This window comes from Streptomyces sp. NBC_01450 (assembly GCF_036227505.1).
Taxonomy (GTDB): Bacteria; Actinomycetota; Actinomycetes; order Streptomycetales; family Streptomycetaceae; genus Streptomyces.
This window is the reverse complement of sequence record NZ_CP109480.1, coordinates 8,884,493-8,909,710: the sequence shown is the minus strand read 5'-3', so window position 1 is coordinate 8,909,710 and position 25,218 is coordinate 8,884,493. Positions and strand designations below refer to the sequence as shown.

24 protein-coding genes are annotated in these 25,218 nt (G+C 70.0%); 6 read left to right on the top strand and 18 right to left on the bottom strand.

Annotated elements, in window-relative coordinates; genetic code table 11:
- Positions 1-32: 32 nt before the first annotated feature.
- The 3 genes from rpsD to OG568_RS39650 form a co-directional block, all read right to left on the bottom strand.
- Positions 33-647, bottom strand: a complete 615-nt coding sequence (gene rpsD / locus OG568_RS39660; RefSeq protein WP_037621164.1) for a 30S ribosomal protein S4 — start codon at positions 645-647, stop codon at positions 33-35.
- Between the two features lie 314 nt (positions 648-961).
- The gene (locus tag OG568_RS39655; protein WP_266581093.1) at positions 962-2,317 is read right to left on the bottom strand and encodes a replication-associated recombination protein A; all 1,356 of its coding nucleotides are present in this window, start codon (positions 2,315-2,317) and stop codon (positions 962-964) included.
- 44 nt (positions 2,318-2,361) lie between these two features.
- Entirely contained in the window at positions 2,362-2,997 is a 636-nt protein-coding gene (locus OG568_RS39650; RefSeq protein ID WP_329534997.1) for a vitamin K epoxide reductase family protein, read from the bottom strand.
- A 139-nt stretch (positions 2,998-3,136) separates the two neighbouring features.
- Here OG568_RS39650 and OG568_RS39645 point away from each other — a divergent pair, with 139 nt between their 5' ends.
- The 4 genes from OG568_RS39645 to OG568_RS39630 are packed head-to-tail and all read left to right on the top strand — an operon-like array spanning position 3,137 to position 6,667.
- Entirely contained in the window at positions 3,137-4,003 is an 867-nt protein-coding gene (locus OG568_RS39645) for an ABC transporter ATP-binding protein (RefSeq protein WP_329534996.1), read from the top strand.
- On the top strand, positions 4,000-4,845 hold the full coding sequence (locus tag OG568_RS39640; RefSeq protein ID WP_266416317.1) for an ABC transporter permease: 846 nt from the start codon (positions 4,000-4,002) through the stop codon (positions 4,843-4,845). The genes OG568_RS39645 and OG568_RS39640 overlap by 4 nt, the downstream gene beginning before the upstream one ends.
- Positions 4,842-6,047, top strand: a complete 1,206-nt coding sequence (locus OG568_RS39635) for a sensor histidine kinase (protein ID WP_329534995.1) — start codon at positions 4,842-4,844, stop codon at positions 6,045-6,047. Before OG568_RS39640 ends, OG568_RS39635 begins: the two co-directional genes overlap by 4 nt.
- Complete coding sequence (locus OG568_RS39630; RefSeq protein ID WP_329534994.1) at positions 6,044-6,667, top strand: response regulator transcription factor; 624 nt, start codon at positions 6,044-6,046, stop codon at positions 6,665-6,667. Before OG568_RS39635 ends, OG568_RS39630 begins: the two co-directional genes overlap by 4 nt.
- Positions 6,668-6,898: 231 nt before the next feature.
- On the opposite strand, the gene hisS is transcribed toward OG568_RS39630, so the two are convergent.
- Together hisS and OG568_RS39620 are read right to left on the bottom strand one after the other, a co-directional pair.
- Positions 6,899-8,161, bottom strand: a complete 1,263-nt coding sequence (gene hisS, locus OG568_RS39625) for a histidine--tRNA ligase (RefSeq protein WP_266581100.1) — start codon at positions 8,159-8,161, stop codon at positions 6,899-6,901.
- 12 nt (positions 8,162-8,173) lie between these two features.
- Entirely contained in the window at positions 8,174-8,890 is a 717-nt protein-coding gene (locus OG568_RS39620; protein WP_329534993.1) for an MBL fold metallo-hydrolase, read from the bottom strand.
- A 181-nt stretch (positions 8,891-9,071) separates the two neighbouring features.
- On the opposite strand from OG568_RS39620, the gene OG568_RS39615 reads away from it, so the two are divergent.
- Positions 9,072-9,911: a peptidylprolyl isomerase gene (locus tag OG568_RS39615; RefSeq protein ID WP_329534992.1), complete on the top strand. Its 840-nt coding sequence runs from the start codon at positions 9,072-9,074 to the stop codon at positions 9,909-9,911.
- Positions 9,912-10,046: 135 nt separating this feature from the next.
- The gene (locus tag OG568_RS39610; RefSeq protein WP_266581104.1) at positions 10,047-11,276 is read left to right on the top strand and encodes a DUF349 domain-containing protein; all 1,230 of its coding nucleotides are present in this window, start codon (positions 10,047-10,049) and stop codon (positions 11,274-11,276) included.
- A 120-nt stretch (positions 11,277-11,396) separates the two neighbouring features.
- On the opposite strand, the gene OG568_RS39605 is transcribed toward OG568_RS39610, so the two are convergent.
- The 13 genes from OG568_RS39605 to OG568_RS39545 all read right to left on the bottom strand — a co-directional run bounded on the left by OG568_RS39605 (position 11,397) and on the right by OG568_RS39545 (position 25,005).
- Positions 11,397-13,934, bottom strand: coding sequence for a RelA/SpoT family protein (locus OG568_RS39605; protein WP_266416300.1), 2,538 nt, complete (start codon positions 13,932-13,934; stop codon positions 11,397-11,399).
- A gap of 229 nt (positions 13,935-14,163) precedes the next feature.
- Positions 14,164-14,712 carry an adenine phosphoribosyltransferase gene (locus OG568_RS39600; protein ID WP_266416297.1) on the bottom strand — a complete coding sequence of 183 codons (549 nt, stop codon included), beginning with the start codon at positions 14,710-14,712 and terminating at the stop codon, positions 14,164-14,166.
- The gene (secF, locus tag OG568_RS39595) at positions 14,709-15,824 is read right to left on the bottom strand and encodes a protein translocase subunit SecF (RefSeq protein ID WP_266416294.1); all 1,116 of its coding nucleotides are present in this window, start codon (positions 15,822-15,824) and stop codon (positions 14,709-14,711) included. Before secF ends, OG568_RS39600 begins: the two co-directional genes overlap by 4 nt.
- Position 15,825: 1 nt before the next feature.
- Positions 15,826-17,610, bottom strand: a complete 1,785-nt coding sequence (gene secD, locus OG568_RS39590; protein WP_329534991.1) for a protein translocase subunit SecD — start codon at positions 17,608-17,610, stop codon at positions 15,826-15,828.
- 139 nt (positions 17,611-17,749) lie between these two features.
- Positions 17,750-18,262, bottom strand: coding sequence for a preprotein translocase subunit YajC (gene yajC, locus OG568_RS39585; RefSeq protein ID WP_329534990.1), 513 nt, complete (start codon positions 18,260-18,262; stop codon positions 17,750-17,752).
- A gap of 162 nt (positions 18,263-18,424) precedes the next feature.
- The gene (ruvB, locus tag OG568_RS39580; RefSeq protein WP_266581113.1) at positions 18,425-19,495 is read right to left on the bottom strand and encodes a Holliday junction branch migration DNA helicase RuvB; all 1,071 of its coding nucleotides are present in this window, start codon (positions 19,493-19,495) and stop codon (positions 18,425-18,427) included.
- A gap of 122 nt (positions 19,496-19,617) precedes the next feature.
- Positions 19,618-20,226, bottom strand: a complete 609-nt coding sequence (gene ruvA / locus OG568_RS39575) for a Holliday junction branch migration protein RuvA (protein WP_266416282.1) — start codon at positions 20,224-20,226, stop codon at positions 19,618-19,620.
- Positions 20,223-20,804, bottom strand: coding sequence for a crossover junction endodeoxyribonuclease RuvC (gene ruvC / locus OG568_RS39570; RefSeq protein WP_266422008.1), 582 nt, complete (start codon positions 20,802-20,804; stop codon positions 20,223-20,225). Before ruvC ends, ruvA begins: the two co-directional genes overlap by 4 nt.
- A gap of 118 nt (positions 20,805-20,922) precedes the next feature.
- Positions 20,923-21,675 carry a YebC/PmpR family DNA-binding transcriptional regulator gene (locus OG568_RS39565; RefSeq protein ID WP_329534989.1) on the bottom strand — a complete coding sequence of 251 codons (753 nt, stop codon included), beginning with the start codon at positions 21,673-21,675 and terminating at the stop codon, positions 20,923-20,925.
- Positions 21,676-21,750: 75 nt separating this feature from the next.
- On the bottom strand, positions 21,751-22,359 hold the full coding sequence (gene pdxT, locus OG568_RS39560) for a pyridoxal 5'-phosphate synthase glutaminase subunit PdxT (RefSeq protein ID WP_266581115.1): 609 nt from the start codon (positions 22,357-22,359) through the stop codon (positions 21,751-21,753).
- A 39-nt stretch (positions 22,360-22,398) separates the two neighbouring features.
- Positions 22,399-23,247: a pyridoxal 5'-phosphate synthase lyase subunit PdxS gene (pdxS, locus tag OG568_RS39555; RefSeq protein ID WP_211179516.1), complete on the bottom strand. Its 849-nt coding sequence runs from the start codon at positions 23,245-23,247 to the stop codon at positions 22,399-22,401.
- 365 nt (positions 23,248-23,612) lie between these two features.
- Positions 23,613-24,158, bottom strand: coding sequence for a hypothetical protein (locus OG568_RS39550; protein ID WP_266416274.1), 546 nt, complete (start codon positions 24,156-24,158; stop codon positions 23,613-23,615).
- Between the two features lie 25 nt (positions 24,159-24,183).
- Positions 24,184-25,005 (bottom strand): formylglycine-generating enzyme family protein, encoded by an 822-nt coding sequence (locus OG568_RS39545; protein ID WP_329536579.1) that lies wholly within the window; start codon positions 25,003-25,005, stop codon positions 24,184-24,186.
- Between the last annotated feature and the right edge of the window lie 213 nt (positions 25,006-25,218).

Genomic DNA, 25,218 nt, shown 5'->3' with positions numbered 1-25,218 from the left:
ACGCAGGTGGTGCCGCGTCCGCTGTAAGACGATCAGCGGGCGTAGTACTCGACGACGAGCTGCTCGTCGCAGATCACCGGGATCTCCTTGCGGTTCGGCTCGCGGTCCAGGCGGAAGGCCAGGGCCGCGAGGTTCACCTGGAGGTAGCGCGGGGTCTCGCCGTCGGGGGCGAAGCCACCGGCGCGGGAGACCTCGAACAGGGTCTTGCTACGGCTGCGCTCGCGGACCATCACGACGTCGTCGGGACGGACGCGGAACGAGGGCTTGTCGACCTTCTGGCCGTTGACCTCGATGTGGCCGTGGACGACCATCTGGCGGGCCTGGTAGATCGTGCGGGCGATGCCCGAACGCAGGACCAGCGCGTCGAGACGGCGCTCGAGCTCGATGATCAGGGCCTCACCGGTCTTGCCCTGGACCTTGGAGGCACGCTCGTAGGCGCGGACGAGCTGGCGCTCGGACACGTCGTACTGCGCGCGCAGACGCTGCTTCTCAAGCAGACGGACCTTGTAGTCCGAGTTCTGCTTGCGGCCACGGCCGTGCTCGCCCGGCGGGTAGGGGCGGGCCTCGAAGTACTTGACGGCCTTCGGGGTCAGCGCGATACCGAGGGCACGCGACTTCTTGACCTTGGGGCGGGACTGATTCGCCACTTTTTCTCTTTCTTCGATTTCGGCTCACCAGAGTTAAGGGAGGTCGCAATCCGCAGCCCGGGAAACCCTCCTCGTCCCTACGGACGGGGCGGGCAGCCGCTCCTGGGTCTGGGCACATACGTGCAGCACGCGAGTGGCCCACCGACCGTTCCGGGAGACCGGGTGGTGGTGGGCTGCCCGCGACACCTTCGACGGTGCGCGACGCTCCTGGAATCCCTCCGTGGTGGCAGGGGCTCCGGCTGGATGTCCCGTTCTGGTGGTGCCGACCGGAGCCGGACACGGGACGCAGCGCTTCGCGTCATGTTACAGGGTGGTCAGGACCGTCCTCTACCGAGGCGCTTCCTGGTCCACTCGACCGCGTCCGCGTAGCGCGCCTCGGCGCCGTGCCGGGTCGGTGTGTAGTACTCGCGGTCCCTGAGCTCTTCCGGGGCGTACTGCTGGGCGGCGATGCCCTCGGGCAGGTCGTGCGGATACACATACCCCTGGGCGTGCCCGAGCTTGGCCGCGCCCTTGTAGTGCCCGTCGCGCAGATGCATCGGCACCGGGCCCGCGTGCCCCTTGCGTACGTCCTCCATCGCGGCGCCGATGGCCATGGTCGCGGCGTTGGACTTCGGGGCCAGGGCCAGGGCGATGGTGGCGTGGCTGAGGGTCAGGGCGGCCTCGGGGAAGCCGATCATGGCGACGGCCTGGGCGGCGGCCACGGCTATCGGCAGCGCGTTCGGGTCGGCGAGGCCGATGTCCTCGCTGGCGGAGATCATCAGGCGGCGGGCGATGAAGCGGGGGTCTTCGCCGGCCTCGATCATCCGGGCCAGGTAGTGCAGCGCGGCGTCCACGTCGGAGCCGCGGATGGACTTGATGAGCGCGCTCGCCACGTCGTAGTGCTGGTCGCCGTCGCGGTCGTACGTCACGGCGGCGCGGTCGACGGTCTCCTCCAGGGTCTGGAGGGTGATCTCCTGCTCGCTCTTGTCGAGCGCCGCGCCGGCCGCCGCCTCCAGGGCGGTCAGCGCACGGCGGGCGTCTCCCCCGGCGATGCGCAGCAGGTGCCGCTCGGTGTCCTCGGGGAGGGTGACGGCCTCCTTGAGGCCGCGCTCGTCGGTGAGCGCCCGGCGCAGCAGGCCGCGCAGGTCGTCGTCGGTGAGCGGTTCGAGGGTGAGGAGGAGGGAGCGGGACAGCAGCGGGGAGATCACCGAGAAGTACGGGTTCTCGGTCGTCGCGGCGATCAGGGTCACCCAGCGGTTCTCGACGGCCGGGAGCAGGGAGTCCTGCTGGGCCTTGCTGAAGCGGTGGATCTCGTCCAGGAAGAGGACGGTCTCCTTGCCGAAGCCGCCGGTGGCGCGGCGGGCGCCGTCGATGACCGCGCGGACTTCCTTGACGCCCGCGGTGATCGCGGAGAGCTCCACGAAGCGCTTGTTGGTGGCCTTGGAGACGACGTACGCGAGGGTCGTCTTGCCGGTGCCGGGCGGGCCCCAGAGGATCACCGAGGACGGTCCGGCCGGCCCGCCGTTCCCCTCGCCGACGAGTCTGCGCAGGGGCGAGCCCGGCTTCAGCAGATGCTGCTGGCCCACGACCTCGTCGAGGGTACGCGGACGCATCCGTACGGCCAGGGGGCTGCTGGACGGGTCCTTCTCCTGGCGTTCTTCTGCTGCGGCGGTGAACAGGTCGGGCTCCACGTCCGAAACCCTATGTCACCCCACTGACAATCCCCGCAGGGCTGTCAGCTGGTCCAGAAATCCCACCAGCGGGTCAGGATCAGCATCCCGATGATCCCGATGTGCATGACGGGCAGGACCCAGGTGAACTCGCCGAAGAAGTTCTTCAGCCAGCGTGGGGCGGGCAGGAAGTTGTTGCGGATGTTCGACGAGGTCACGTACCAGAACATGATGATCGTGGCGACCCAGGCCAGCGAGCACCACAGGCACAGCGAGTTGATCCGGTACAGCGACTGGAACTGCAGCCAGGTGCAGAATCCGACCCCGAAGAGGGTGCCGGCGTTGAAGGTCAGCCAGTACCAGCGCGGGTAGGTGGCCCGCGCGAGCAGGCTCATCCCGACACAGATCACGATGCCGTACGCGACGAGACCGAGCATCGGATTGGGGAACCCGAAGGCCGCGGCCTGCTTGCTCTTCATGATGTTGCCGCAGGAGACGACCGGGTTCAGGCTGCACCCCGGCACGAAGTTCGGATTCTCCAGCAGCTTGAACTTGTCGATCGTGATGACCCACGCGGCGAGCAGACCGGCCGCACCGGTGATCACCAGCAACAGGGCGAACGCCCGGCTGCCGCCGACCGTCCGGGGACCGTCGGAGCGTTCCTGGTCGATGGAGACGTCCTTGACTGTCGTCTTGCTCATCACGCCGTTTCCGTAGTCTCGAAGGGCCTGCGGGCAACCGACATTGTGCCGCACCCAGATGTGTGTCCACCGTTCGATGGACATAAGGAGGTACGCACGGTCGTCCCGGAACGTTCGCTTCGGCGGCAGGCTCGACGGCATGACAACACACGCGAACGATCTCGCGGTGGACGTACGGGGGCTGCGCAAGCAGTACGGGGACGTGACCGCCGTCGACGGCATCGATCTCGGCATCCGCCGCGGCGAGGTGTTCGGCCTGCTCGGACCCAATGGCGCGGGCAAGAGCACCACGGTGGAGATCCTCCAGGGCAACCGCGGGCGGGACGCGGGCGAGGTGTCCGTGCTCGGCGCGGATCCGGCGACCGGCACACGCGCGTGGCGCTCGCGGGTCGGCATCGTCTGGCAGGACGAATCGGCGCCCGCTGAGTTGACGGTCGGCGAGACCGTACGGCACTTCGCCCGCTACTACCCGAGGCCCCGCGACCCGGAGGAGGTCATCGGGCTCGTCGGTCTGGAGGCGAAGACGGACAGCCGCGTCAAGGCGCTCTCGGGCGGCCAGCGCAGGCGTCTGGACGTGGCGCTCGGGGTGATCGGCGGCCCCGAGCTGCTGCTCCTGGACGAACCGACGACCGGCTTCGACCCGGCCGCCCGCCGCCAGTTCTGGGACCTGATCCGGAAACTGGCCGACGAGGGCACGACCATCCTGCTCACCACCCACTACCTGGAGGAGGCGGAGGCACTGGCGGACCGGCTCGCGGTCGTCGCGCGGGGCCGGGTCGTCGCGGAAGGCGAACCCGCCGCGCTGCGCGAACGCTTCGGCACCGAGGCGACCGTCGAGTGGACGGAGGCCGACGGCACCGAGCGCCGTGAGCGCACGGACACCCCCACCCGCACGGTCGCCGAGCTCACCCGCCGCTTCGACGGCGAGATACCCGGGCTGAGTGTGACCCGCCCGACCCTGGAGGACGTCTATCTCCGCCTGACCGGACAGGAGAGCGCGCGATGACCCTGACGACCGAACGCGTACGCAGTGAGGCGTCCTCGGGGCGGCTGCCCGGAGCCTGGGGGCTCGGCCTGCGGCGAGGTGCCCTGGAGATCAAGCAGTTCTTCCGTCAGCGCGACCAGGTGGTGTTCACCTTCGCCTTCCCCGTCGTCTTCCTGTTCCTCTTCGCGTCGATCTTCAAGGACGACGTGCGGGGCGCGGGCATCACCGCCTCCCAGCTGTACGTCCCCGCGATGATGGCCGCGGGCATCATGTCCACGAGCTTCCAGTCCCTCGGCATCTCCATCGCCATCGAACGGGACGAGAAGGTGCTGCGGCGGCTGCGCGGCACTCCGATGCCACCGGCCGCGTACTTCCTGGGCAAGATCTGGCTGGTTCTGGTCACCGGTCTCCTGGAGACGGCGATCCTGCTCGTCGTCGGCACGTCGCTGTACGACGTGAAGCTGCCCTCGGATCCCGCCAAGTGGGCCGACTTCGCCTGGATCTTCGTCCTGGGCCTGACGGCCTGCGCCCTGCTCGGCATCGCGATCAGCTCGGTCCCGAAGTCCGGCAAGAGCGCCACCTCCGTCGTCGTACTGCCCTTCCTCGTGCTGCAGTTCATCTCCGGGGTCTACATCGCCATCGACACGATCCCCGGCTGGATGCTGAACATCGGCGCCCTGTTCCCGCTGAAGTGGATGTGCCAGGGGCTGCGCGGGGTGTTCCTGCCCGAGTCGGCGAAGGTCCTGGAGCAGGCGGGCGGCTGGGAGTTCGGGCGGATCGCCCTGGTGCTGGGGGCCTGGTGCGTCGGAGGATTGCTGCTGTGTCTGCTGACCTTCCGCTGGAAGAACCGTCGCGACGGATGACCGAACGGGTCGCCGGACCCGGCGGCGCGAAGAGCTCGTACACCTGGGACCGCTCCTTCCGGCTCTGGGACTCGTACTTCGCGATCGTGTGTGTGGCCACCCTGGTGTTCGTGCTCGGCACGGGGCATCCGGGGTGGCACCTCCGCCTCGTCTCGGCGGCGCTGCTGGTGGCGCTGATTCCCTGGTACGTGGCGGTGGGGCGCCCCGTCCTCAGCGGCGACCCGCCCGACGAACGCCGGGCCCTGGGCTATCTCGCGGGGGCGATCGTGCTGTTCCTGCCGTCGGGGATCCTCGTCGGCGAGACCCGGCTGATGGCCTTCGCGCTCGTCCCCCAGTGCTTCATGGCGCTGCGGCTGCGCTGGGCGCTCGCGGCCGTGACGGTCATCAACATCGCGCCGGTGGTGGGTTGGGCGCTGCTGTGGTGGCCGAGCGACCAGGACGTCTTCTTCAACTCGCTCTTCGGCGTGGTCACCCTCGTCTTCGCGGTGGCCTTCGGCAACTGGACCATCCGCATCATCGAGCAGAGCCAGGAACGGGCCGAGCTGATCGCCGAACTGGACGCCAGTCGCCACGAGCTCTCCCGGCTCTCGTCGGCGCACGGCGCGCTGGCCGAGCGGGAACGGCTCTCCCGGGAGATCCACGACACGCTCGCACAGGGCTTCACGAGCCTGCTGATGCTGGTGCAGGCGGTCGAGGCCGAACTCGACCACGACGTCCCGCAGGCCCGCCGCCACCTGTCCCTGATGGCGGAGACGGCCCGGCAGAACCTCGCCGAGGCGCGGGCCCTGGTCGCCGGAGGCGCGCCCGCCGACCTCGACGGGGCCTCGCTGCCCGACGCGCTGCGCCGGCTGGCCGCGCGCCACGAGGCGACGGTCGACGTCACCGGACCCGTGCGCGCGCTGCCCGCCGGGCCCGAGGTCGTGGTCCTGCGCTCCTGCCAGGAGGCGCTCGCCAACGTCCGTAAACACGCGGGGAGTTCGTCGACGATCGCGGTCGCCCTGACGTACGCGCACGACTGCCTCACCCTCTCCGTACGGGACGACGGCCCCGGCTTCGACCCCACCGCGCCGGTCGGCGGCTACGGTCTGACCGGGCTGCGCGCCCGGGCCGCGGAAGTGGGCGGCAGGGCCCAGGTGCGCAGCGCGCCCGGCGAGGGCACGACCGTCACCGTCCGCCTGCCCGTTCCAAGGAGTGACTCGTGATCCGCATCGTCCTGGCAGACGACCATCCCGTCGTACGGGAAGGGCTGCGCGCGATGCTCAGTGCCGAGCCCGACCTCGATGTGATCGCCGACGCGTCGAGCGGCCCGCAGGCGGAGGCGCTGGCGGCCGAACTCCGGCCGGACATCGTCCTGATGGACCTGCGGATGCCGGGGGGCGGGGGTGTCGACTCGATCGTGCGGATGACCGAGGCGGGGCTGGGCTGCCGGGTCATCGTGCTGACGACGTACGAGACGGACCGGGACATTCTGCGGGCGGTCGAGGCCGGAGCCGCGGGCTATCTCCTGAAGGACCTCCCGCGTGGCGAACTCGCCGACGCCGTCCGCTCCGCCGCGCGCGGTGAGACCGTGCTGGCCCCCTCCGTCGCCGCCCGCCTCGTCGACCAGCTCCGTACGAAGCCGGAGCGGCCGAGGTTGTCCGAGCGTGAGACGGCGGTGCTGCGGCTGGTGGCGGAGGGCTGCACGAACGCCGAGATCGGGCGCCGCCTGTTCATCGGCGAGTCCACCGTGAAGACCCACCTGCTGCGGGCCTTCACCAAACTGGGGGTGGACGACCGCACCGCGGCGGTGACGAGCGCGATGCGCTTCGGCCTGCTGGACTGACCCCATTCTCCCGCCCCTGGGGCTGCGCCCCAGCCCCCCGGGTGTGTTCCCTGCCTGCGGCGGGTGGGGGCTGGTCGCACAGTTCCCCGCGCCCCTCAAGAGCGCCGGCGCGCATCCTTCAGCCCGTCCGGCGTTTGAGGACGAGGCCGTTCAGGCCGATAGGGGGCTGGGGGCGGAGCCCCCAGGTAGGGATGGGACGGGTAGGGGCGGCGGGGGCGAGGGATCCGGTTCTCAGCCCAGTCGCGTCTCGAGCTCCGCCACGATCTCGTTCACCCCGACCGCCGTCTGCTCACCGGACTCCATGTCCTTGAGCTGGACGACACCCTCGGCGAGATCCCGCTCACCGGCGACGATCGCGTACCGCGCCCCCGACCGGTTCGCGTTCTTCATCGCCCCCTTGAGCCCCTTGGAACCGTAGGAGAAGTCGGCGGCGACACCGAGCTTGCGCAACTCGGTCACCTTGGCGAAGAGCACCCGGCGGGCCTCCTCCCCCAGCGGAACGGCGAACACGCTCGTGGCCGCGGGGAGTTCGAGCGAGACACCCTCGGCCTCCAGGGCGAGCACCGTACGGTCGACGCCCAGGGCCCAGCCCACCGACGGCAGCGCGGGACCACCGATCATCTCGGACAGCCCGTCGTAGCGCCCGCCGCCGCCCACCGCGGACTGGGAGCCCAGACCGTCGTGGATGAACTCGAAGGTGGTCCGCGTGTAGTAGTCCAGGCCGCGCACCAGCTTCGGGTCGTCCTCGAAGGAGACACCCGCGGCGGTGATCAGCTCACGCACCTCCTCGTGGTACGTCTTGCACGCGTCGCACAGGTAGTCGCGCAGCAGCGGCGCACCCACCAGCTGCTTCTGCACGTCGTCGCGCTTGTCGTCCAGGACCCGCAAGGGGTTGATCTCGGCACGGCGCAGCGTGTCCTCGTCCAGGTCCAGGCCGCGCAGGAAGTCCTGCAGGGCGGCCCGGTAGACCGGACGGCACTCCTGGTCGCCCAGCGAGTTCAGCAGGATGCGGAAGTCACGCAGGCCCAGCGAGCGGTACGCCTGGTCCGCGAGGATGATCAGCTCGGCGTCGAGCGCCGGGTCCTCGGCCCCGATCGCCTCGGCACCGACCTGCGAGAAGTGGCGGTAACGGCCCTTCTGGGGGCGCTCGTAGCGGTAGTAGGAGCCCGAGTACCAGAGCTTGACGGGGAGGTTGCCGGCCTTGTGCAGGTTGGCCTCCAGCGCGGCGCGCAGCACGGAGGCCGTGCCCTCGGGGCGCAGGGCGAGCTGGTCGCCGCCCTTGGTCTCGAAGGCGTACATCTCCTTGGTCACGATGTCGGTGGACTCACCGACGCCGCGCGCGAAGAGCTCGACGTTCTCGAAGCCGGGCGTCTCGATGTAGCCGTAGCCGGAGTTGCGCAGCGGCGCGGCGATCGCCTCGCGCACGGCGAGGTACTTGGCGCTCTCCGGCGGGATCAGGTCGTACGTGCCCTTGGGGGCCTTGAAGGTGCTCACGAAAGTCTCTCGTCACATTCCTCGTCGGGGAGCGGGCTCGGCGCCGCGCGCTTGGCGGTCCGCCGCCACCTGCCGCAGATACGGGTTGGTGGCGCGCTCCTGGCCGATGGTCGTCTGGGGGCCGTGGCCGGACAGCACCACGGTCGAGTCGTCGAGCGGCAGGCACACACGGGCCAGCGAGCCGAGCATCTCGTCCATGTCACCGCCGGGCAGGTCGGTGCGTCCGATGGAGCCGGCGAAGAGCAGATCTCCCGAGAAGAAGACCTGCGGAATGTCCGCCGTCTCGGGCATCCGGAACGTCACCGACCCCTTGGTATGGCCGGGCGCGTGCGCGACGGACAGCTCGAGACCGGCCAGCTCCAACCGCGTGCCGTCGGTCAGCGTCCGTACGTCGTCCGGCTCCCCCACGGTCAGCTCGCCCATCAGCGGCATGCCGATGGACCGGCCGAGCGCCCGCTCCGGGTCGCTCATCATGTACCGGTCGTCGGGGTGGATCCAGGCCGGTACGTCATGGGCGCCGCAGACGGGCACGACCGAGGCCACGTGGTCGATGTGGCCGTGGGTGAGGACGACGGCGACGGGCTTGAGCCGATGCTTCTTGAGTGCGTCCTCGACTCCCTGGGCGGCCTGGTGGCCCGGGTCGATGATCACGCACTCCTCACCGGCGGCGGGGGCGACCAGGTAACAGTTGGTGCCCCAGGCCCCGGCGGGGAACCCGGCAATGAGCACGATCGTCCTTCGTGGTGGGCGTACGCGTGGTGCCGTACGGGGTGGCTGGCTGTGGATCAGAGCCTACCGGCGCTGCCGTTTCCTCAGCTAACCCATATACGGTACGGGGCACACGCAGGCGGTCGGCTCACAAGACGCACGCGTCCCACTTGACGTACGAGACGCATGAGGAGATAACCCGGTGGTCACCCAGGAACAGCGGCGGCGTCAGCTCGCCCGGGAGAAGTTCTTGCGGCAGCAGCAGCGGCGTACGGCCGCGCGGCGCAAGTCACACATGCGCAACACGGTGGTCGCGTCGGTCCTCGGCGTGATCGTCGTCGGCAGTGTGGTGTCGTACGCGACCGGGGTCTTCAAGGACGACGGCAAGAAGGCCAACGCGGGCGCGGAAGTCAGCCCGAGCGCCTCCGCGCCCACCAAGGCGCCGGACCCGTGCGCCAAGCCCGCCGAAGGCGCGGTGAAGTCGCTGAGCTGGAAGAAGGAGCCGGCGATGAGCATCGACAAGTCGGCGGACTACACGATGAAGCTGGCGACGACCTGCGGCGACATCGACATCGCGCTGAAGACGGCCGCGGCCCCGCACACCGTGAACTCGTTCGACTTCCTCGCGGGCAAGGGGTTCTTCGACCACACCAAGTGCCACCGGCTCACCACGAACGGCATCTACGTGCTGCAGTGCGGTGACCCGAAGGGCACCGGCGCCGGCGGTCCCGGGTACACGATCCCGGACGAGAACCTGAAGGACACCACCCTCAAGGGCGGCATCTACCCGGCGGGCACGCTCGCGATGGCGAACCAGTACAACCCCCAGACGAAGCAGGGACGCAACACGGGCGGCAGCCAGTTCTTCCTCGTCTACCAGGACAGTCAGCTGCCGGCCGACTACACACCGTTCGGAACGATTTCCAAGTCCGGCCTCACGGTTCTCAAGAAGATCGCCGCGGCCGGAGAGAGCACTGGCCAGGGCGACGGGGCGCCCAACGCGACGGCCGTGATCAACAAGATGACCGTGACGAAATCCTGACCGTCAACTGCGAAATTTCGGTCGCGCTGGATGCGGACAGCCGCCGGGCTGGTCGCCTATGTTGGCCGTGACGAAACTGTGGACGATGCCCAGGGGCGCTGAAGCCCCTCGCAGGCATCATGTGGAGGAGGCGCTGTGAGCAGCGACCCGTGGGGCCGCGTCGACGAGACGGGGACCGTGTACGTGCGTACCGCCGACGGCGAGCAGGTCGTCGGTTCCTGGCAGGCCGGCTCGCCTGATGAGGCGCTGACCTACTTCGAGCGCAAGTACGAAGGCCTGGTTGTCGAGATCGGCCTCCTCGAGCGGCGAGTGAAAACCACCGACCTGTCGGCGAAGGACGCCCAGATCGCGATCGGTCATATCCGCGAACAGGTGGACGCCCACCACGCGGTCGGCGATCTGGACGCGCTGAAGAAGCGGCTGGACAAGCTCGTCGAGACGGTCGACGCGCGCCGTGAGGAGCGCAAGGTCCAGCGTGCGAAGCAGTCCGACGAGGCGCGGCACGCCAAGGAGGCGCTGGTCGTCGAGGCGGAGGAGCTGGCGCAGAGCGACCAGTGGCGGGCGGCCGGTGAGCGGCTGCGCTCGCTGGTGGACACCTGGAAGGGGCTGCCGCGACTCGACCGCAAGTCGGACGACGAGCTGTGGCACCGCTTCTCGCACGCGCGCTCGGCGTTCTCCAAGCGCCGCAAGGCGCACTTCGCCTCGCTGGACGCGCAGCGCGAGGACGCCCGCAAGATCAAGGAGAAGCTGGTCGCGGAGGCCGAGTCGCTGTCCGCCTCCACGGACTGGGGTCCGACGGCGGCGCGTTACCGCGAGCTGATGGCGGACTGGAAGGCCGCGGGCCGCGCCCAGCGCGAGCACGAGGACGACCTGTGGAACCGCTTCCGCGGCGCCCAGGACGTGTTCTTCGCGGCGCGCAGCTCGGTCTTCGCCGAGCGGGACGCCGAGCAGTCGGAGAACCTGAAGCTCAAGGAGGAGCTGGCCGAGGAGGCCGAGAAGCTCGTCCCGGTGCAGGACCTGAAGGCCGCCCGTGCCGCCTTCCGTTCCATCAACGAGCGCTGGGAGGCCATCGGCCATGTGCCGCGCGACGCCCGCCCGAAGGTCGAGGGGCGGATGCACGCGGTGGAGCGGGCTCTGCAGGAGTCCGAGGAGGCCGAGTGGCGCCGGACCAACCCGGAGGCACGCGCGCGTGCCGAGGGTCTGACCGGTCAGCTGCAGGCCGCCGTGGACAAGCTCCAGGGACAGATCGAGACGGCGCGCGCCGCCGGCAACGCGTCGAGGGCCGACAAGCTCCAGAAGGAGCTCGACGGCCGTCAGGCACTGCTGGACCAGGCGTTGAAGGGTCTGCAGGAGTTCGGCGGCTGAGGCTGCCGAGGCGGCTGGGTTTTCCCGCCACTACGTAGAGGGGCTCCGGTACGAATCGTTCGATTCGTACCGGAGCCCCTCTACGTAGTGGCCCGTCGACGGGCCGCCGGGCCGCGGAACTCAGGACCCGTCGGAGGGCCTGCGCGCCGAGGTCACCCTGTACACGTCGTACACGCCCTCCACGCCCCTGACCGCCTTCAGGACGTGCCCCAGGTGCTTGGGGTCGCCCATCTCGAAGGTGAAGCGGGAGGTGGCGACGCGGTCGCGGGAGGTCTGGACGGCCGCGGACAGGATGTTGACGTGCTGGTCGGACAGCACGCGGGTGACGTCCGACAGGAGCCGGGAGCGGTCCAGGGCCTCGACCTGGATGGCGACCAGGAAGACCGAGGACTGGGTGGGCGCCCACTCGACGTCGAGGATGCGCTCGGGCTCACGGGACAGCGAGTCCACGTTGACACAGTCGCTGCGGTGAACCGACACACCGCTGCCGCGGGTGACGAAGCCGATGATCGGGTCGCCCGGCACGGGCGTACAGCAGCGGGCGAGCTTGACCCACACGTCGTCGACACCCTTGACGACGACACCCGGGTCGGCGTTGGAGCGGCGCTTGCGGCCGCGTCCGCGCGCGGGCGGGACGCTCTCGTCGATCTCCTCGGTGGCCGCCTCCTCGCCGCCGAGGGCCTGCACCAGCTTCTGCACGACGCTCTGCGCGGTGACATGGCCCTCGCCGATCGCCGCGTACAGCGACGAGATGTCGGGGTAGCGCATCTCGTGCGCGAGGGTGACCAGGGAGTCGCCGGTGAGGATGCGCTGGATCGGCAGGTTCTGTTTGCGCATCGCGCGGGCGATGGCGTCCTTGCCCTGCTCGATCGCCTCGTCGCGGCGCTCCTTGGAGAACCAGGCGCGGATCTTGTTGCGGGCGCGCGGGGACTTGACGAAGCCCAGCCAGTCGCGGGAGGGGCCCGCGCCGGCCGCCTTGGAGGTGAAGACCTCCACCAAGTCGCCGTTGTCCAGGGTGGATTCGAGCGGTACGAGGCGTCCGTTGACCCGTGCGCCTATCGTCCGGTGGCCGACCTCCGTGTGGACCGCGTACGCGAAGTCCACCGGTGTCGCGCCGGCCGGGAGCGCTATGACGTCGCCCTTGGGCGTGAAGACGAAGACCTCGTTGCGGGAGAGGTCGAAGCGCAGGGACTCCAGGAACTCGCTCGGGTCCTCGGTCTCCTTCTGCCAGTCGAGCAACTGGCGCAGCCACGCCATGTCGTTGACGGTGTCCTGACCCGCGCTGCCCTTGGCGGCCCGGGGCACGTCCGTACGGATCTTGGAGGAACCGGCGACGGTCTCCTGCTTGTACTTCCAGTGCGCGGCGATGCCGTACTCGGCGCGGCGGTGCATGTCGAACGTGCGGATCTGGAGTTCGACCGGCTTGCCGTTGGGGCCGATGACCGTCGTGTGCAGCGACTGGTACATGTTGAACTTGGGCATCGCGATGTAGTCCTTGAACCGGCCGGGGACCGGGTTCCATCGCGCGTGCACGGTGCCGAGGGCGGCGTAGCAGTCCCTGACGGTGTCCACGAGGACACGGATGCCCACCAGGTCGTAGATCTCCGCGAAGTCACGGCCGCGGACGATCATCTTCTGGTAGACGGAGTAGTAGTGCTTCGGGCGGCCGGTGACGGTCGCCTTGATGCGGGCGGCGCGCAGGTCGGACTGGACCTCGTCGGTCACTATGGCGAGGTATTCGTCGCGCTTGGGGGCGCGTTCGGCGACCAGGCGGACGATCTCGTCGTACATCTTGGGGTAGAGGATCGCGAAGGCGAGGTCCTCCAGCTCCCACTTGATGGTGTTCATGCCCAGGCGGTGGGCGAGCGGCGCGTAGATCTCGAGGGTCTCGCGCGCCTTCTTCTCCTGCTTCTCGCGCTTGAGGTAGCGCATGGTGCGCATGTTGTGCAGACGGTCGGCGAGCTTGATGACCAGGACGCGGGGGTCCTTGGCCATGGCGACGACCATCTTGCGGACGGTCTCGGCCTGCGCGGCCTCGCCGAACTTGACCTTGTCGAGCTTGGTGACACCGTCGACGAGCAGCGCGACCTGGTCGCCGAAGTCGCGCTTGAGTGTGTCCAGGCCGTACTCGGTGTCCTCGACGGTGTCGTGCAGCAGGCCCGCCATCAGCGTGGCCGGGTCCATGCCCAGCTCGGCGAGGATGGTCGTCACGGCGAGCGGGTGCGTGATGTACGGGTCGCCGCTCTTGCGCTTCTGGCCGCGGTGCCAGCGCTCGGCGACCTGGTAGGCCTTCTCGATCTGCCGCAGCGTCGACGTCTCGATCTTCGGGTCGTTGCTGCGCACTATCCGCAGCAGCGGCTCCAGGACCGGGTTGTACGGGTTCGAGCGCTGCACGCCGAGCCGGGCCAGGCGGGCGCGGACACGGTTGGAGGAGCTGCTGGGACGGCCGGAGGGGGCGGCCGCGGAACGGACCGCCGGGGTGCTCGCGGGGCGCTCGGAACGGGCCGGCTTGGGGCGTGGCTGCTCGGCCGCCTTGCCGTCGGGGGCGGTCTGGGCGTGCTCGACCCGCCCGCTCGTGGCGTTCTTGGCGGGCGTCGCCGCGGGGGCCGAGGCAGGCTCGGGCTTGGCGGCGGTGAGTGGCTGGGCCTCGTCTGGCAAGAGGGCTCCTCGTGCGCGTTCCGGGTCCCCCGGTCAGGCTCCGGAAACCCCATGGTAGCGATCCTGGGCGTCGGACTCGCTTTCGGCCGCTGTGACGGCCTCCTACAGGAGGAACGCGAGAGGCGGGCTCCGGATTCCTCCGGGCCCGCCTCCACGGTGTCCTACGGGTGTCTCAGGGCCTTCCCAGGCCTTTCCCGGGGCTTTCCCCCAGGTGCCGCGCCCACGGCCCTCAGACCTTGAGGAGCGCCTCCAGCGGAGCGCCCGCGAGAGCCGGCTCCAGACGGCCTCGGCCGCCGAGGAAGCCGAGCTCCATCAGCACGGCGACGCCCGCGACCTCGGCGCCCGCCCGGCGGATGAGCTGGAGCGAGGCCTCGGCGGTGCCGCCGGTGGCGAGGACGTCGTCGACGACCAGGACGCGGTCGGCCACGCTCAGGTCCTCGGCGTGCACCTCGATCTCGGCCGAGCCGTACTCCAGGTCGTACGACTGCGACAGGGTCGCTCCGGGGAGCTTGCCCGCCTTGCGTACGGGGATGAAGCCGATCCCGGCGCGGACGGCGACGGGGGCGCCGAGGATGAACCCGCGGGCCTCCAGGCCGACGATCTTCGTGGCCTCGGCCCGCACGGCGATCTCCGCCAGGGCGTCGGTGAGCGCCGTGAAGGCCGCCGGGTCCGCCAGGAGCGGCGTGATGTCCTTGAACATCACCCCCGGCTCCGGGTAGTCGGCCACGTCACGGATACGGCTGAGCAGCAGCGTCGTGATGTCTGTGAGCTCGGTCATCGGCGCTTCCCCGAAGGTCGGCCACGGCCTCGGTTGCGGGACGCGGGCTGGTTGCGCGGGCCGACGACCAGGGGCCCGTCGTCCTCCGGCTCGTCGTCCAGCATCACCTCGGTGACCTCGGTCTCCAGGGGCTCGCCCTTCGCGGCGGCCTGGGCCCGCTTGGCGAGGACGCGCTTCCTGAGGGCCTTCATCTGCGGCTCGCGCTCCTTGAGGTCGGCGACGAGCGGCGTGGCGATGAAGATCGAGGAGTACGCACCGGCCGCGAGGCCGACGAACAGCGACAGCGAGATGTCGTTGAGCATGCCCGCGCCGAGCACACCGCCACCGATGAACAGCAGGCCCGCGACCGGCAGCAGCGCGACGACCGTGGTGTTGATCGAACGCACCAGGGTGCCGTTGATCGAGCGGTCGGCGATCTCGCTGTAGGTGTAGCGGGTCTGCTTGGTGATGTCCTTCGTCTGCTCCTTGAGGCTGTCGAAGACGACGACCGTGTCGTACAGCGAGTAACCGAGGATGGTGAGCAGACCGATCACGGTGCCCGGGGTGACCTCGAAGCCGACCAGGGCGTAGATGCCGACCGTGATGGTGATGTCGTGGATCAGGGCGACGAGCGCGGCCACGGCCATGCGCCACTCGAAGGCGATCGCCAGGTAGATCACGACGAGGACCATGAAGATCGCCAGGCCCTCCCAGGCCTTGTTGGCGATCTGCTCACCCCAACTGGGGCCGACCAGGTCGGCGTTGATCTTCTCCGAGTTGACGTTCAGGTCCTTGGCGAGCTTGTCCTTGATCTGATCGGACTTGTCCGTGTCGATGCCGGCGATCTGGATGCGCAGACCGCCGTTGCCGAGCTTCTGGACGACCGCGTCGTGGCCGGACGCGTCCTGCGCGTACGTCTCGGCCTGGGCCACCGAGACGCTGGTCTTCCCGGTGGTGAAGACGGCGCCGCCCTGGAACTCGATGCCCATGTTCAGGCCGCGCACCGTCAGGCCGAGGATGGCCGTGATGGTGATCAGGATCGAGATGCCGTACCAGATCTTGCGCTTGCCGACGAAGTCGTAGCCGATCTCGCCGCGGTGGAGCCGGGCGCCGAGGGTGCCGAGTTTCGACATCTCACGCCTCCTTCGGGTCGACGGGGGCGGAGGGACGGCGAGTACGGCGCAGCGGTGGTTTGGCGCCCAGGGCCTTGGGGTCGAGGCCGGACCACTTGTGGCCGCTCGCGTAGAACTTCCGGCGGGCGAGGAGCGTCATCAACGGCTTGGTGAAGAAGAAGACGACGACCACGTCGAGCACCGTGGTCAGACCGAGCGTGAACGCGAAGCCCTGGACCTTGCCGACGGTGACGATGAAGAGCACCGCGGCGGCAAGGAACGACACGAAGTCGGAGACCAGGATGGTGCGCCGCGCGCGCGGCCAGGCACGCTCGACGGCCGGACGCAGGGAGCGGCCCTCGCGGATCTCGTCCCGGATGCGTTCGAAGAACACGATGAACGAGTCCGCTGTGATACCGATCGCGACGATGGCGCCACAGACCGCGGGCAGGTTCAGCGCGAAGCCGATGGTGGGGCCGAGCAGCGCCATGATCACGTAGGTGAGGGCGCCCGAGACCAGCAGGGAGGGGATGGCGATGACCGACAGGCCCCGGTAGTAGAGCACCAGGTAGATGACGACCAGGCCGAGGCCGATGGCGCCCGCGATCAGACCGGCGTGCAGCTGCTCGCCGCCGAGCGCGGCGGTCACCGTGGTGACGCTCGACTCCTTGAAGGTGAGCGGCAGCGCGCCGTACTTCAGCATGTTCGCCAGGCTCTGCGCCTCGGTCTGGTCGAAGCTGCCGGAGATCTCCGCACTGCCGCCGGTCAGCGCCTGCTGGACGAACGGGTCGGAGACGACATCACCGTCGAGGACGATCGCGAACTGGTTCTGCGGGGACTGGTTCTTCGCGAGCTGGCCGGTGATGTCGGCGAACTTCTTGGAGCCACCGGAGGTGAACTCCATGGTGACCTTCCAGCCCGCCGCGCTCTGGGTGTCGAAGACGGCCGCGGCGCTCTTGATGTCCGTGCCCTTGACCTCGGCGGGGCCGAGGACGTACTTCTGCCACTGGCCCGAGGTGTTGTTCTTGCCGCAGGCCACGGTGGGGTCGGTGGCCTTGGTGCCTTCGCCGGCCTTGGCGCGCTGCGCCTTGTCCGTGCAGTCGAGCGCGGCGTACTGGGCCTCGAGCTTGGTGGCCGCGGCGCTGGCGCTCGCGCTGCCGCTCGGCGACGGCGAGGCGCTGGAGGAGCCCGAAGGGCTGGCCGAGGAGCTCGCGGAGCTGCTCGCGGACGGCGTGGAGTCGGCCTTCAGGGCGTCGGTGACCGCACGGCCCTGGGACGTGGCGGAGGCCGTCGGGCTCGCGGAGCTCGACGAGGTCGCCTTGTCGGTGGCCTTGTCCGTGGCCTTCGAGGAGGAGCTGCTCGAAGCGCTGGGGGACGGGCTGGCCGACGCGGCCGAACCGGAGACCTCGGTGGCCAGGACCGGGCGGAAGTAGAGCTGCGCGGTGGTGCCGACCTGATCCCGGGCTTCCTTGGAATTCGTGCCCTTGGGGATGTTGACAATGATGTTGTCGGATCCCTGGGTCTGCACCTCGGCCTCAGAGACGCCGAGACCGTTGACACGGCGGTTCATGATGTCGACCGCGGTGTTCATGTTGGTCTTGTTGATCGCGTTCGGCTGGCCCGGCTCGTTCTTCGCCGTGAGCGTGATGCTCGTGCCGCCGGCGAGGTCGATGCCGAGACGCGGGGTGGGGTGCCCGGAGAGGAACATCCCCCCCGTGAGCGCCGCGATGGCGATCAGGATGAGGGCCAGCGAGCGCCCCGGCCTGCTCTGGGCGCTCGCGCTCCGGCCCTTCTTCGGTGCTGCCACCTTCTCGTACTCCCTCTCGGGCCGCCATGCGCGGGGTCAGCGCGTGGGCGGCCATGACATGGTGTCGGGATTCCGTGCGAAAACGCAGGTCCCGGAGGCGCGGGGCGCAAGCGGATCGCGCCGCCTCCCCGGGGCGTGCCTACTTCGCGTCGGACTCGCCGTCGGTCTTCTTCGGCTCTGCTTCGTCGGCCTTGTCGGCCTCCGCCTCGGCGGGCTTGTCGGACGGCTCGACGGCGACGTCCTTCTTGCCGAGGTCGAGGGGCTTGTCGTCGGAGGCGTCGGAAGAGGCGTCGGCGGCGGGCTCGTCGGTCTCGGTGAGGGAGGAGGCGTCGTCGGGAACGACCGACCCGTCCGCATCCAGGTCGTGCTCGATGCCGTGGACGATGCGGTTGTACTCGTCGTCCGAGAGCACGGCGCCGATCGCGTTCTTCGCAAACAGCAGGTCGACGCCCGGGCCGGCGTCAAGGAGGACCGAGTCCTCGTTGACCTCCTTGACAGTGGCGTACATGCCACCGATCGTGCGCACGCCGGAGCCGGGCTGCATGTCATTGCGCATGGAAGCGGCCTGCTGCTGCTTCTTCTTGGCCGACCGGGTCATCAGGAACATGGCCCCGATGAGCACGATGAACGGGAGGAGGGTCACGAGACTCACGGGACGGAACTTCCTTCTTCGACCGCGATGTGAGCGGCCTGCTGGATGGGGGTATGTATGCCGTCGACAAGGGCGGCATCGGCGGAGTCTAAGCGAGTCCGCGCTCAGGGAACAACGCTCAGCATGGCACCGGGGTTCCTGACCCCGCGAGTGCGCGCGCCGTCACGCCCCGAACAGGTCCCCTTGTCCGTTTCCCCCGGTCGCCTGGCGCGGCGGCGTCAGGCCGAGATGTGCCCATGCGGCCGGGGTGGCCACCCGGCCGCGCGGTGTACGGGCGAGCAACCCCTCCCGTACGAGGAAGGGCTCGGCGACCTCCTCGACGGTCTCGCGCTCCTCCCCCACCGCGACCGCGAGCGTGGACAGACCGACCGGACCGCCGCCGAACAGCTTGAGCAGGGCCTCCAGGACACCGCGGTCGAGCCGGTCGAGGCCGCGGGCGTCGACCTCGTAGACCTTGAGCGCGGCCGCGGCGATCTCGCGCGTGATGATCCCGTCGGCCTTGACCTGCGCGTAGTCCCGGACGCGGCGCAGCAGACGGTTGGCGATACGGGGTGTGCCGCGGGAGCGCCCCGCGATCTCGGCGGCGCCTTCCGAGCCGATCTCCACGTCGAGGAGGTTCGCGGAGCGGTGGATGACACGCTGGAGCTCGGCGGGCTCGTAGAACTCCATGTGCGCGGTGAAGCCGAAGCGGTCGCGCAGCGGGGGCGGCAGCAGACCCGCGCGGGTGGTGGCGCCGACCAGCGTGAACGGAGGCAGCTCCAGCGGGATCGCGGTGGCGCCGGGGCCCTTGCCGACGATCACGTCGACCCGGAAGTCCTCCATCGCCATGTAGAGCATCTCCTCGGCGGGCCGGGACATGCGGTGGATCTCGTCGAGGAACAGCACCTCGCCCTCCTGGAGCGAGGAGAGGATGGCCGCGAGGTCGCCGGCGTGCTGGATGGCGGGGCCGCTGGTGATGCGGATGGGGGCGCCCATCTCGGCGGCGATGATCATCGAGAGGGTGGTCTTGCCGAGGCCGGGGGCGCCGGAGAGCAGCACGTGGTCGGCGGTGGCGCCGCGCGCGCGGGCGGCACGCAGGACGAGGTCGAGCTGCTCGCGGACCTTCTCCTGGCCGATGAACTCGTCCAGGTCCTTGGGGCGCAGGGCCGCCTCGACGGCCTGGTCCTCACGGTCGGCGGACGCGCCGACGAGCCGCTCCGCGGCGCTCTCGTCGGTCGTGTCGTCCCAGTTCACTGAAGTTCTCCTCGCCGTGGCATGCCGGCTGTGTCATCCGGCCGGGGGTCCGGGGGCTGCTCCCCGGGAGGACACCGCATGCGCGTGGTGCCTCGCGGTCTGGTGGTCGGGCGGCCGGCGGTTCAGCGGGCGCGGTTGAGGGTCTGCAGGGCGGCCTTGAGCAGCTGGCCCACCTGGGGTGTGCCCTCGGCGGCCTCGGCCTGCGGGGCGACGGCGGAGACGGCCTCGTCGGCCTCGCGCGTGGCGTACCCGAGACCGATCAGCGCGGCGTGCAGCTGGTCGCGCCAGCCGGTGCTGACCGGGGCGCCGATGCCGGTGCCGGTGCCGAGGGGCTCGCCGAGCCGGTCCTTGAGCTCCAGCAGGAGCTTCTGGGCGCCCCTCTTGCCGATGCCGGGTACGGCCGTGAGCGTCTTCTCGTCGCCCGTGGCGATCGCGCGGCGCAGGGCGTCGGGCGAGTGCGTGGCGAGCATGGCCTGCGCGAGGCGCGGGCCGACACCGCTGGCGGTCTGCAGCAGCTCGAAGGTTCCTCGCTCGTCGTCGTCCGCGAAGCCGTACAGCGTCAGGGAGTCCTCGCGCACGACGAGGGAGGTGGCGAGCTTGGTCTGCTGTCCCATCCGCAGCCCGGAGAGCGTGTTGGGCGAGCACTGGACGGCGATACCGATGCCGCCGACCTCGACGACCGCGGAGTCCGGGGCGAGGGCGGCGACCGGGCCGCTGACGAAGGCGATCATGCGGTACGGCCTTTCGAGGCGTGGGGCGATGCGGGTTTCGACGCGTGCAGGGCGGCGGCCTGTTGGAGCCGGTTCTGCGCGACGGCCTGCTGGAGTCGGCTCTGCGCGGGGGCGCGCCAGATGTGACAGATGGCGAGGGCGAGGGCGTCCGCCGCGTCGGCGGGCTTGGGCGGTGCGTCGAGCCTGAGCAGCCTGGTGACCATCGCACCGACCTGGGCCTTGTCCGCTCGTCCGCTGCCGGTGACGGCGGCCTTGACCTCGCTCGGGGTGTGCAGGGCGACCGGAAGGCCGCGGCGGGCGGCGCAGAGCATGGCGACGGCGCTTGCCTGGGCCGTGCCCATCACCGTCCGCACGTTGTGCTGACTGAACACCCGCTCCACGGCGACGGCTTCGGGCTCGTACTCGTCGAGCCACCGCTCGATGCCCTGCTCGATGGCGACGAGGCGCAGGCCCAACTCGGCGTCCACCGGAGTGCGTACGACGCCGACGCCGCGCATGGTCAGGGGTCGGCCCGCGACTCCCTCGACCACCCCGACACCGCATCGGGTCAGCCCCGGGTCAACACCCAGCACCCGCACCCCGAACCCCCCTTTGCGGATCATCATCCGTCCTCGACAGGCTAACCGCTGCCACTGACAACGACGGCGGGCCGGCAGGACGTGTCCCGCGGGCCCGCCGAAATGGAACCTTGGCAGCTCAGGCGTCGACCTTGGCCATCACGTCGTCGCTCACGTCGAAGTTGGCGAAGACGTTCTGCACGTCGTCGCTGTCCTCCAGGGCGTCGATCAGCTTGAAGATCTTCCGGGCGCCCTCTTCGTCGAGCTCGACCTGCATGGTCGGGACGAAGTTGGCGTCGGCGGAGTCGTAGTCGATCCCGGCGCCCTGCAGGGCCGTGCGGACCGCGACCAGGTCGGTGGCCTCGGAGATGACCTCGAAGGACTCGCCGAGGTCGTTGACCTCTTCGGCACCCGCGTCGAGCACGGCACCCAGGACGTCGTCCTCGGTCAGCTCGCCCTTGGGGACGATGACGACGCCCTTGCGGTTGAAGAGGTACGAGACGGAGCCGGGGTCGGCCATGTTGCCGCCGTTGCGCGTCATGGCGACGCGGACGTCCGAGGCGGCGCGGTTGCGGTTGTCGGTGAGGCACTCGATGAGCACCGCGACACCGTTCGGGCCGTAACCCTCGTACATGATCGTCTCGTAGTCGGCGCCACCGGCCTCGAGACCGGCGCCACGCTTGACCGCGGAGTCGATGTTCTTGTTCGGAACCGAGCTCTTCTTGGCCTTCTGGATGGCGTCGAACAGCGTCGGGTTGCCGGACACATCGGCGCCGCCCGTACGGGCCGCGACCTCGATGTTTTTGATCATCTTCGCGAAGAGTTTGCCGCGCTTGGCGTCGATCACGGCCTTCTTGTGCTTCGTCGTAGCCCATTTAGAGTGGCCGGACATCTGCCTGTCTCCTTCGCGTAACCCATCCGGTACGAACTCCCCCAGCCTTCAGGAGCCTGGGGGGACCCCCAGATCCTACAAGGACTCCGGTGTCCGGTTCGCGCGGACCATGTCGACGAACAGGCCGTGCACGCGGTGGTCGCCGGTCAGTTCCGGGTGGAACGACGTGGCGAGCGCGGTGCCCTGGCGTACGGCGACGATGTGACCCTCGTGCTCGGCGAGCACTTCGGCCGCGGCGCCCACGGACTCGACCCAGGGGGCGCGGATGAAGACGCCCTCTACAGGATCGCCCTCGACGCCCCGGACGTCGACCGCCGCTTCGAAGGACTCGTTCTGACGCCCGAAGGCGTTGCGGCGCACGATCATGTCGATGCCGCCGATCGTCTCCTGGCCCGAGCGCGGGTCGAGGATCTTGTCGGCGAGCATGATCATGCCCGCGCAGGTGCCGTAGACCGGCATACCGCCGCGCACGCGCGCGCGGAGAGGCTCCATCATGCCGAACAGGACGGCCAGCTTGGAGATGGTGGTGGATTCCCCGCCCGGGATGACCAGGCCGTCCACCTCGGCGAGCTCCTCGGGACGCCGCACCGGCCTGGCCACGGCGTCAGCCGAGGCCAGGGCGATGAGGTGCTCCCGTACGTCGCCCTGGAGTGCCAGGACGCCTATGACAGGTACGTCAGTCATGTACGTGATGCCTTTGTCCGGTCTCTGGTGTCCGGCCTCTTACCAGCCGCGGTTGGCGTAGCGCTCGGTCTCGGGGAGGGTGTCGCAGTTGATGCCGACCATGGCCTCGCCCAGGTTGCGGGACGCGTCCGCGATGATCTTCGGGTCGTCGTAGAAGGTGGTCGCCTTCACGATGGCGGCGGCACGCTTGGCCGGGTCGCCGGACTTGAAGATACCGGAGCCCACGAAGACGCCCTCGGCACCGAGCTGACGCATGAGCGCGGCGTCGGCGGGGGTCGCGACACCACCGGCGGAGAACAGCACGACCGGGAGCTTGCCGAGCTCGGCGACCTCCTTGACCAGCTCGTACGGGGCACGCAGGTCCTTGGCGGCGGCGTACAGCTCGTTGTTGTCGAAGCCGCGCAGCCGGGCGATCTCGTTCTTGATCTGGCGCAGGTGACGGACCGCCTCGACGACGTTGCCGGTGCCGGCCTCGCCCTTGGAGCGGATCATGGCGGCGCCCTCGGCGATGCGGCGCAGGGCCTCGCCGAGGTTGGTGGCACCGCAGACGAAGGGGGTCGTGAAGGCCCACTTGTCGGAGTGGTTGACCTCGTCGGCCGGGGTGAGGACCTCGGACTCGTCGATGTAGTCGACGCCGAGCGACTGGAGGACCTGGGCCTCGACGAAGTGGCCGATGCGGGACTTGGCCATGACGGGGATCGAGACCGCGTCGATGATCTCCTCGATCATGTTCGGGTCCGACATACGGGCCACGCCGCCGTCCTTGCGGATGTCGGCGGGGACCCGCTCCAGGGCCATGACGGCCACGGCGCCGGCGTCCTCGGCGATCTTCGCCTGTTCGGCGTTGACCACGTCCATGATCACGCCGCCCTTGAGCTGCTCGGCCATGCCGCGCTTGACGCGGGCGGTGCCGGTTGCGGTGTTCTCTGCGGGCTGGGCGGAGTTGGAGAGCGTGCTGGACACGGGTTGACCTCACTCGGTGGAAGAGGGTTTCTGCAGCACTGAGGAAACGTGAGTGGACCAGTCCACAGCAAGGGCCAATGGGGAGCCGGTGGATCCTTTTCGCCCGCACCGGCCATCAGCCAAACGAATCGGGCGGGCGGGGGGATGCGGGGCGAAGCCCCCGCCTCAGGGGCGCGGGGAACTGCGCGACCAGCCCCCACCGGCCGTCTGCCAAAAGGGAACGGGCAGGCGGGGACCCGGGGCGAAGCCCTGCGGCAACGCCCACCCTCGGCCGAAGGCAACCCCCGTCGTCAGGTCGTGGGGCGGTCCGCCAGCGCGATGGGAGGCTCGTCGTCCATTTCGAAGGCCATCGGGAAGGGCGCATGGCCGGCGAGCCGGAACCAGCGGACCTTGCGATGGCGACGAAGAGCCCGGGCGGCACGTACCGCGTCGTTGTGGAAGCGCCGAGCCATCGGCACCCGCCGCACCGCCTGCGCCAGCTCGGTCGCCGCCGCGTCGCCACCCGGCGCCTCCCGCACCGCCTCCACCTGCTGCACTTCTCCGAAGACGGCCCGCAGGGCCTGACTGAGCTCGCTCTCGGCCACCTCGCGCTGCTCCTCCTCCGCCTGCCGCGCGGCGTGCGCGGCCTCGTACAGCACGATCGAGGCGGCGGGATCGAGCACTCCGGAGGTCGCCAACTCCTGGGCGACCGAGGCACGGCGCAACAACTGCGCGTCGAGCGCGGCGCGGGCGGCGTCGATCCGGGCGTGCAGCCGGTCCAGGCGCCCCGCGGTCCAGCTCAGGTAGAGGCCGATCGCGGCGAGGCCGACGAGGATCCAGATGAGGGTTGCGGTCACGGGCGGCAAGGCTACCCGGGTGCGGTCACCCCTCCCCCACGTCCCAGGCGCAACGGAAACCGCCGTGCCCGGTGGAGGAGTCGGGGGTGTTCTTCGACCGGGCGGCCACCCGGTAGCGGTTGCAGTACGAGGCGTGGCACAGGTACGAGCCGCCGCGGATGACCCGCCCGCCGGGGTCCCCCGCCGAGGTCTCGGAGGGCACGGTGAAGGCGTCCGCGCACCACTCCCACACGTTGCCCGAAGTGTTGTACAGGCCGAAGCCGTTGGGGTCGTAGGAGTCCACCGGGACGGTTCCCGTGCGGCCGCCGGGGCGGCTGCTGACCCGGGGGAAATCGCCCTGCCAGGTGTTCATGCGTTCGTGGCCGGCGGGGGCGATCTCGTCTCCCCAGGGGTAGCGGCGGCCTGCCGAGCCGCCGCGCGCCGCGTACTCCCACTCCGCCTCGCTGGGCAGCCGGGCGCCCGCCCAGGCGCAGTACGCGAGGGCGTCGTGGTGGGAGACGTGCACCACGGGGTGGTCCGGGCGCTCCTCGAGGTCCGAGCCGGGGCCCTCGGGCGCGTTCCAGCGGGCCCCCTCGACGCCCAGCCACCAGGGCGCCGCGGCCACGGCCCCGAAAACCGCCTCCCGCGCGCGTGGGTGCAGCAGCAGGTGGAACACGAACGAACTGCCGTACCGCTCCGCCTCCGTCACATATCCGGTCACCCGCACGAAATCCGCGAACCGGGCGTTGGTGACGGCCGTCGCATCGATCCGGAACGGCTCGACGCGCACCGTACGGACCGGTCCTTCGCCGTCTTCCGGGTAGCCCTCGCCGAAGGAGTCGCCCATACGGAACTCGCCGCCCGGCAGCGTGACGGCGACGGCGTCAGGCGCGGGACCGGGACCGGGACGAGGAGGCCGAGGGAGGGCGCCCGTGCGCGGACCAGGGAGCGATACCGGTTCGGAGAGCTGGGAAGGCGAACCGGCCTCCTCCCGCGGACCGACCTCCCCGTGCGAAACCGCCTCCGCGCGCGCGGGCGCGCAGCACGACCCTCCCCTGTCCAACCCCACCCCCGACGCCGC

Excerpts from the sequence above, each read along its gene's own strand:
- secF (WP_266416294.1), bottom strand. The coding sequence starts at position 15,824 with ATGTCGAAACTCGGCACCCTCGGCGCCCGGCTCCACCGCGGCGAGATC.
- ruvA (WP_266416282.1), bottom strand. The coding sequence starts at position 20,226 with ATGATCGCCTTCGTCAGCGGCCCGGTCGCCGCCCTCGCCCCGGACTCC.
- OG568_RS39650 (WP_329534997.1), bottom strand. The coding sequence starts at position 2,997 with ATGAGCAAGACGACAGTCAAGGACGTCTCCATCGACCAGGAACGCTCC.
- OG568_RS39640 (WP_266416317.1), top strand. The coding sequence starts at position 4,000 with ATGACCCTGACGACCGAACGCGTACGCAGTGAGGCGTCCTCGGGGCGG.
- OG568_RS39645 (WP_329534996.1), top strand. The coding sequence starts at position 3,137 with ATGACAACACACGCGAACGATCTCGCGGTGGACGTACGGGGGCTGCGC.
- pdxT (WP_266581115.1), bottom strand. The coding sequence starts at position 22,359 with ATGACTGACGTACCTGTCATAGGCGTCCTGGCACTCCAGGGCGACGTA.
- OG568_RS39600 (WP_266416297.1), bottom strand. The coding sequence starts at position 14,712 with ATGACCGAGCTCACAGACATCACGACGCTGCTGCTCAGCCGTATCCGT.
- OG568_RS39635 (WP_329534995.1), top strand. The coding sequence starts at position 4,842 with ATGACCGAACGGGTCGCCGGACCCGGCGGCGCGAAGAGCTCGTACACC.
- pdxS (WP_211179516.1), bottom strand. The coding sequence starts at position 23,247 with ATGGCCGAGCAGCTCAAGGGCGGCGTGATCATGGACGTGGTCAACGCC.
- OG568_RS39565 (WP_329534989.1), bottom strand. The coding sequence starts at position 21,675 with ATGTCCGGCCACTCTAAATGGGCTACGACGAAGCACAAGAAGGCCGTG.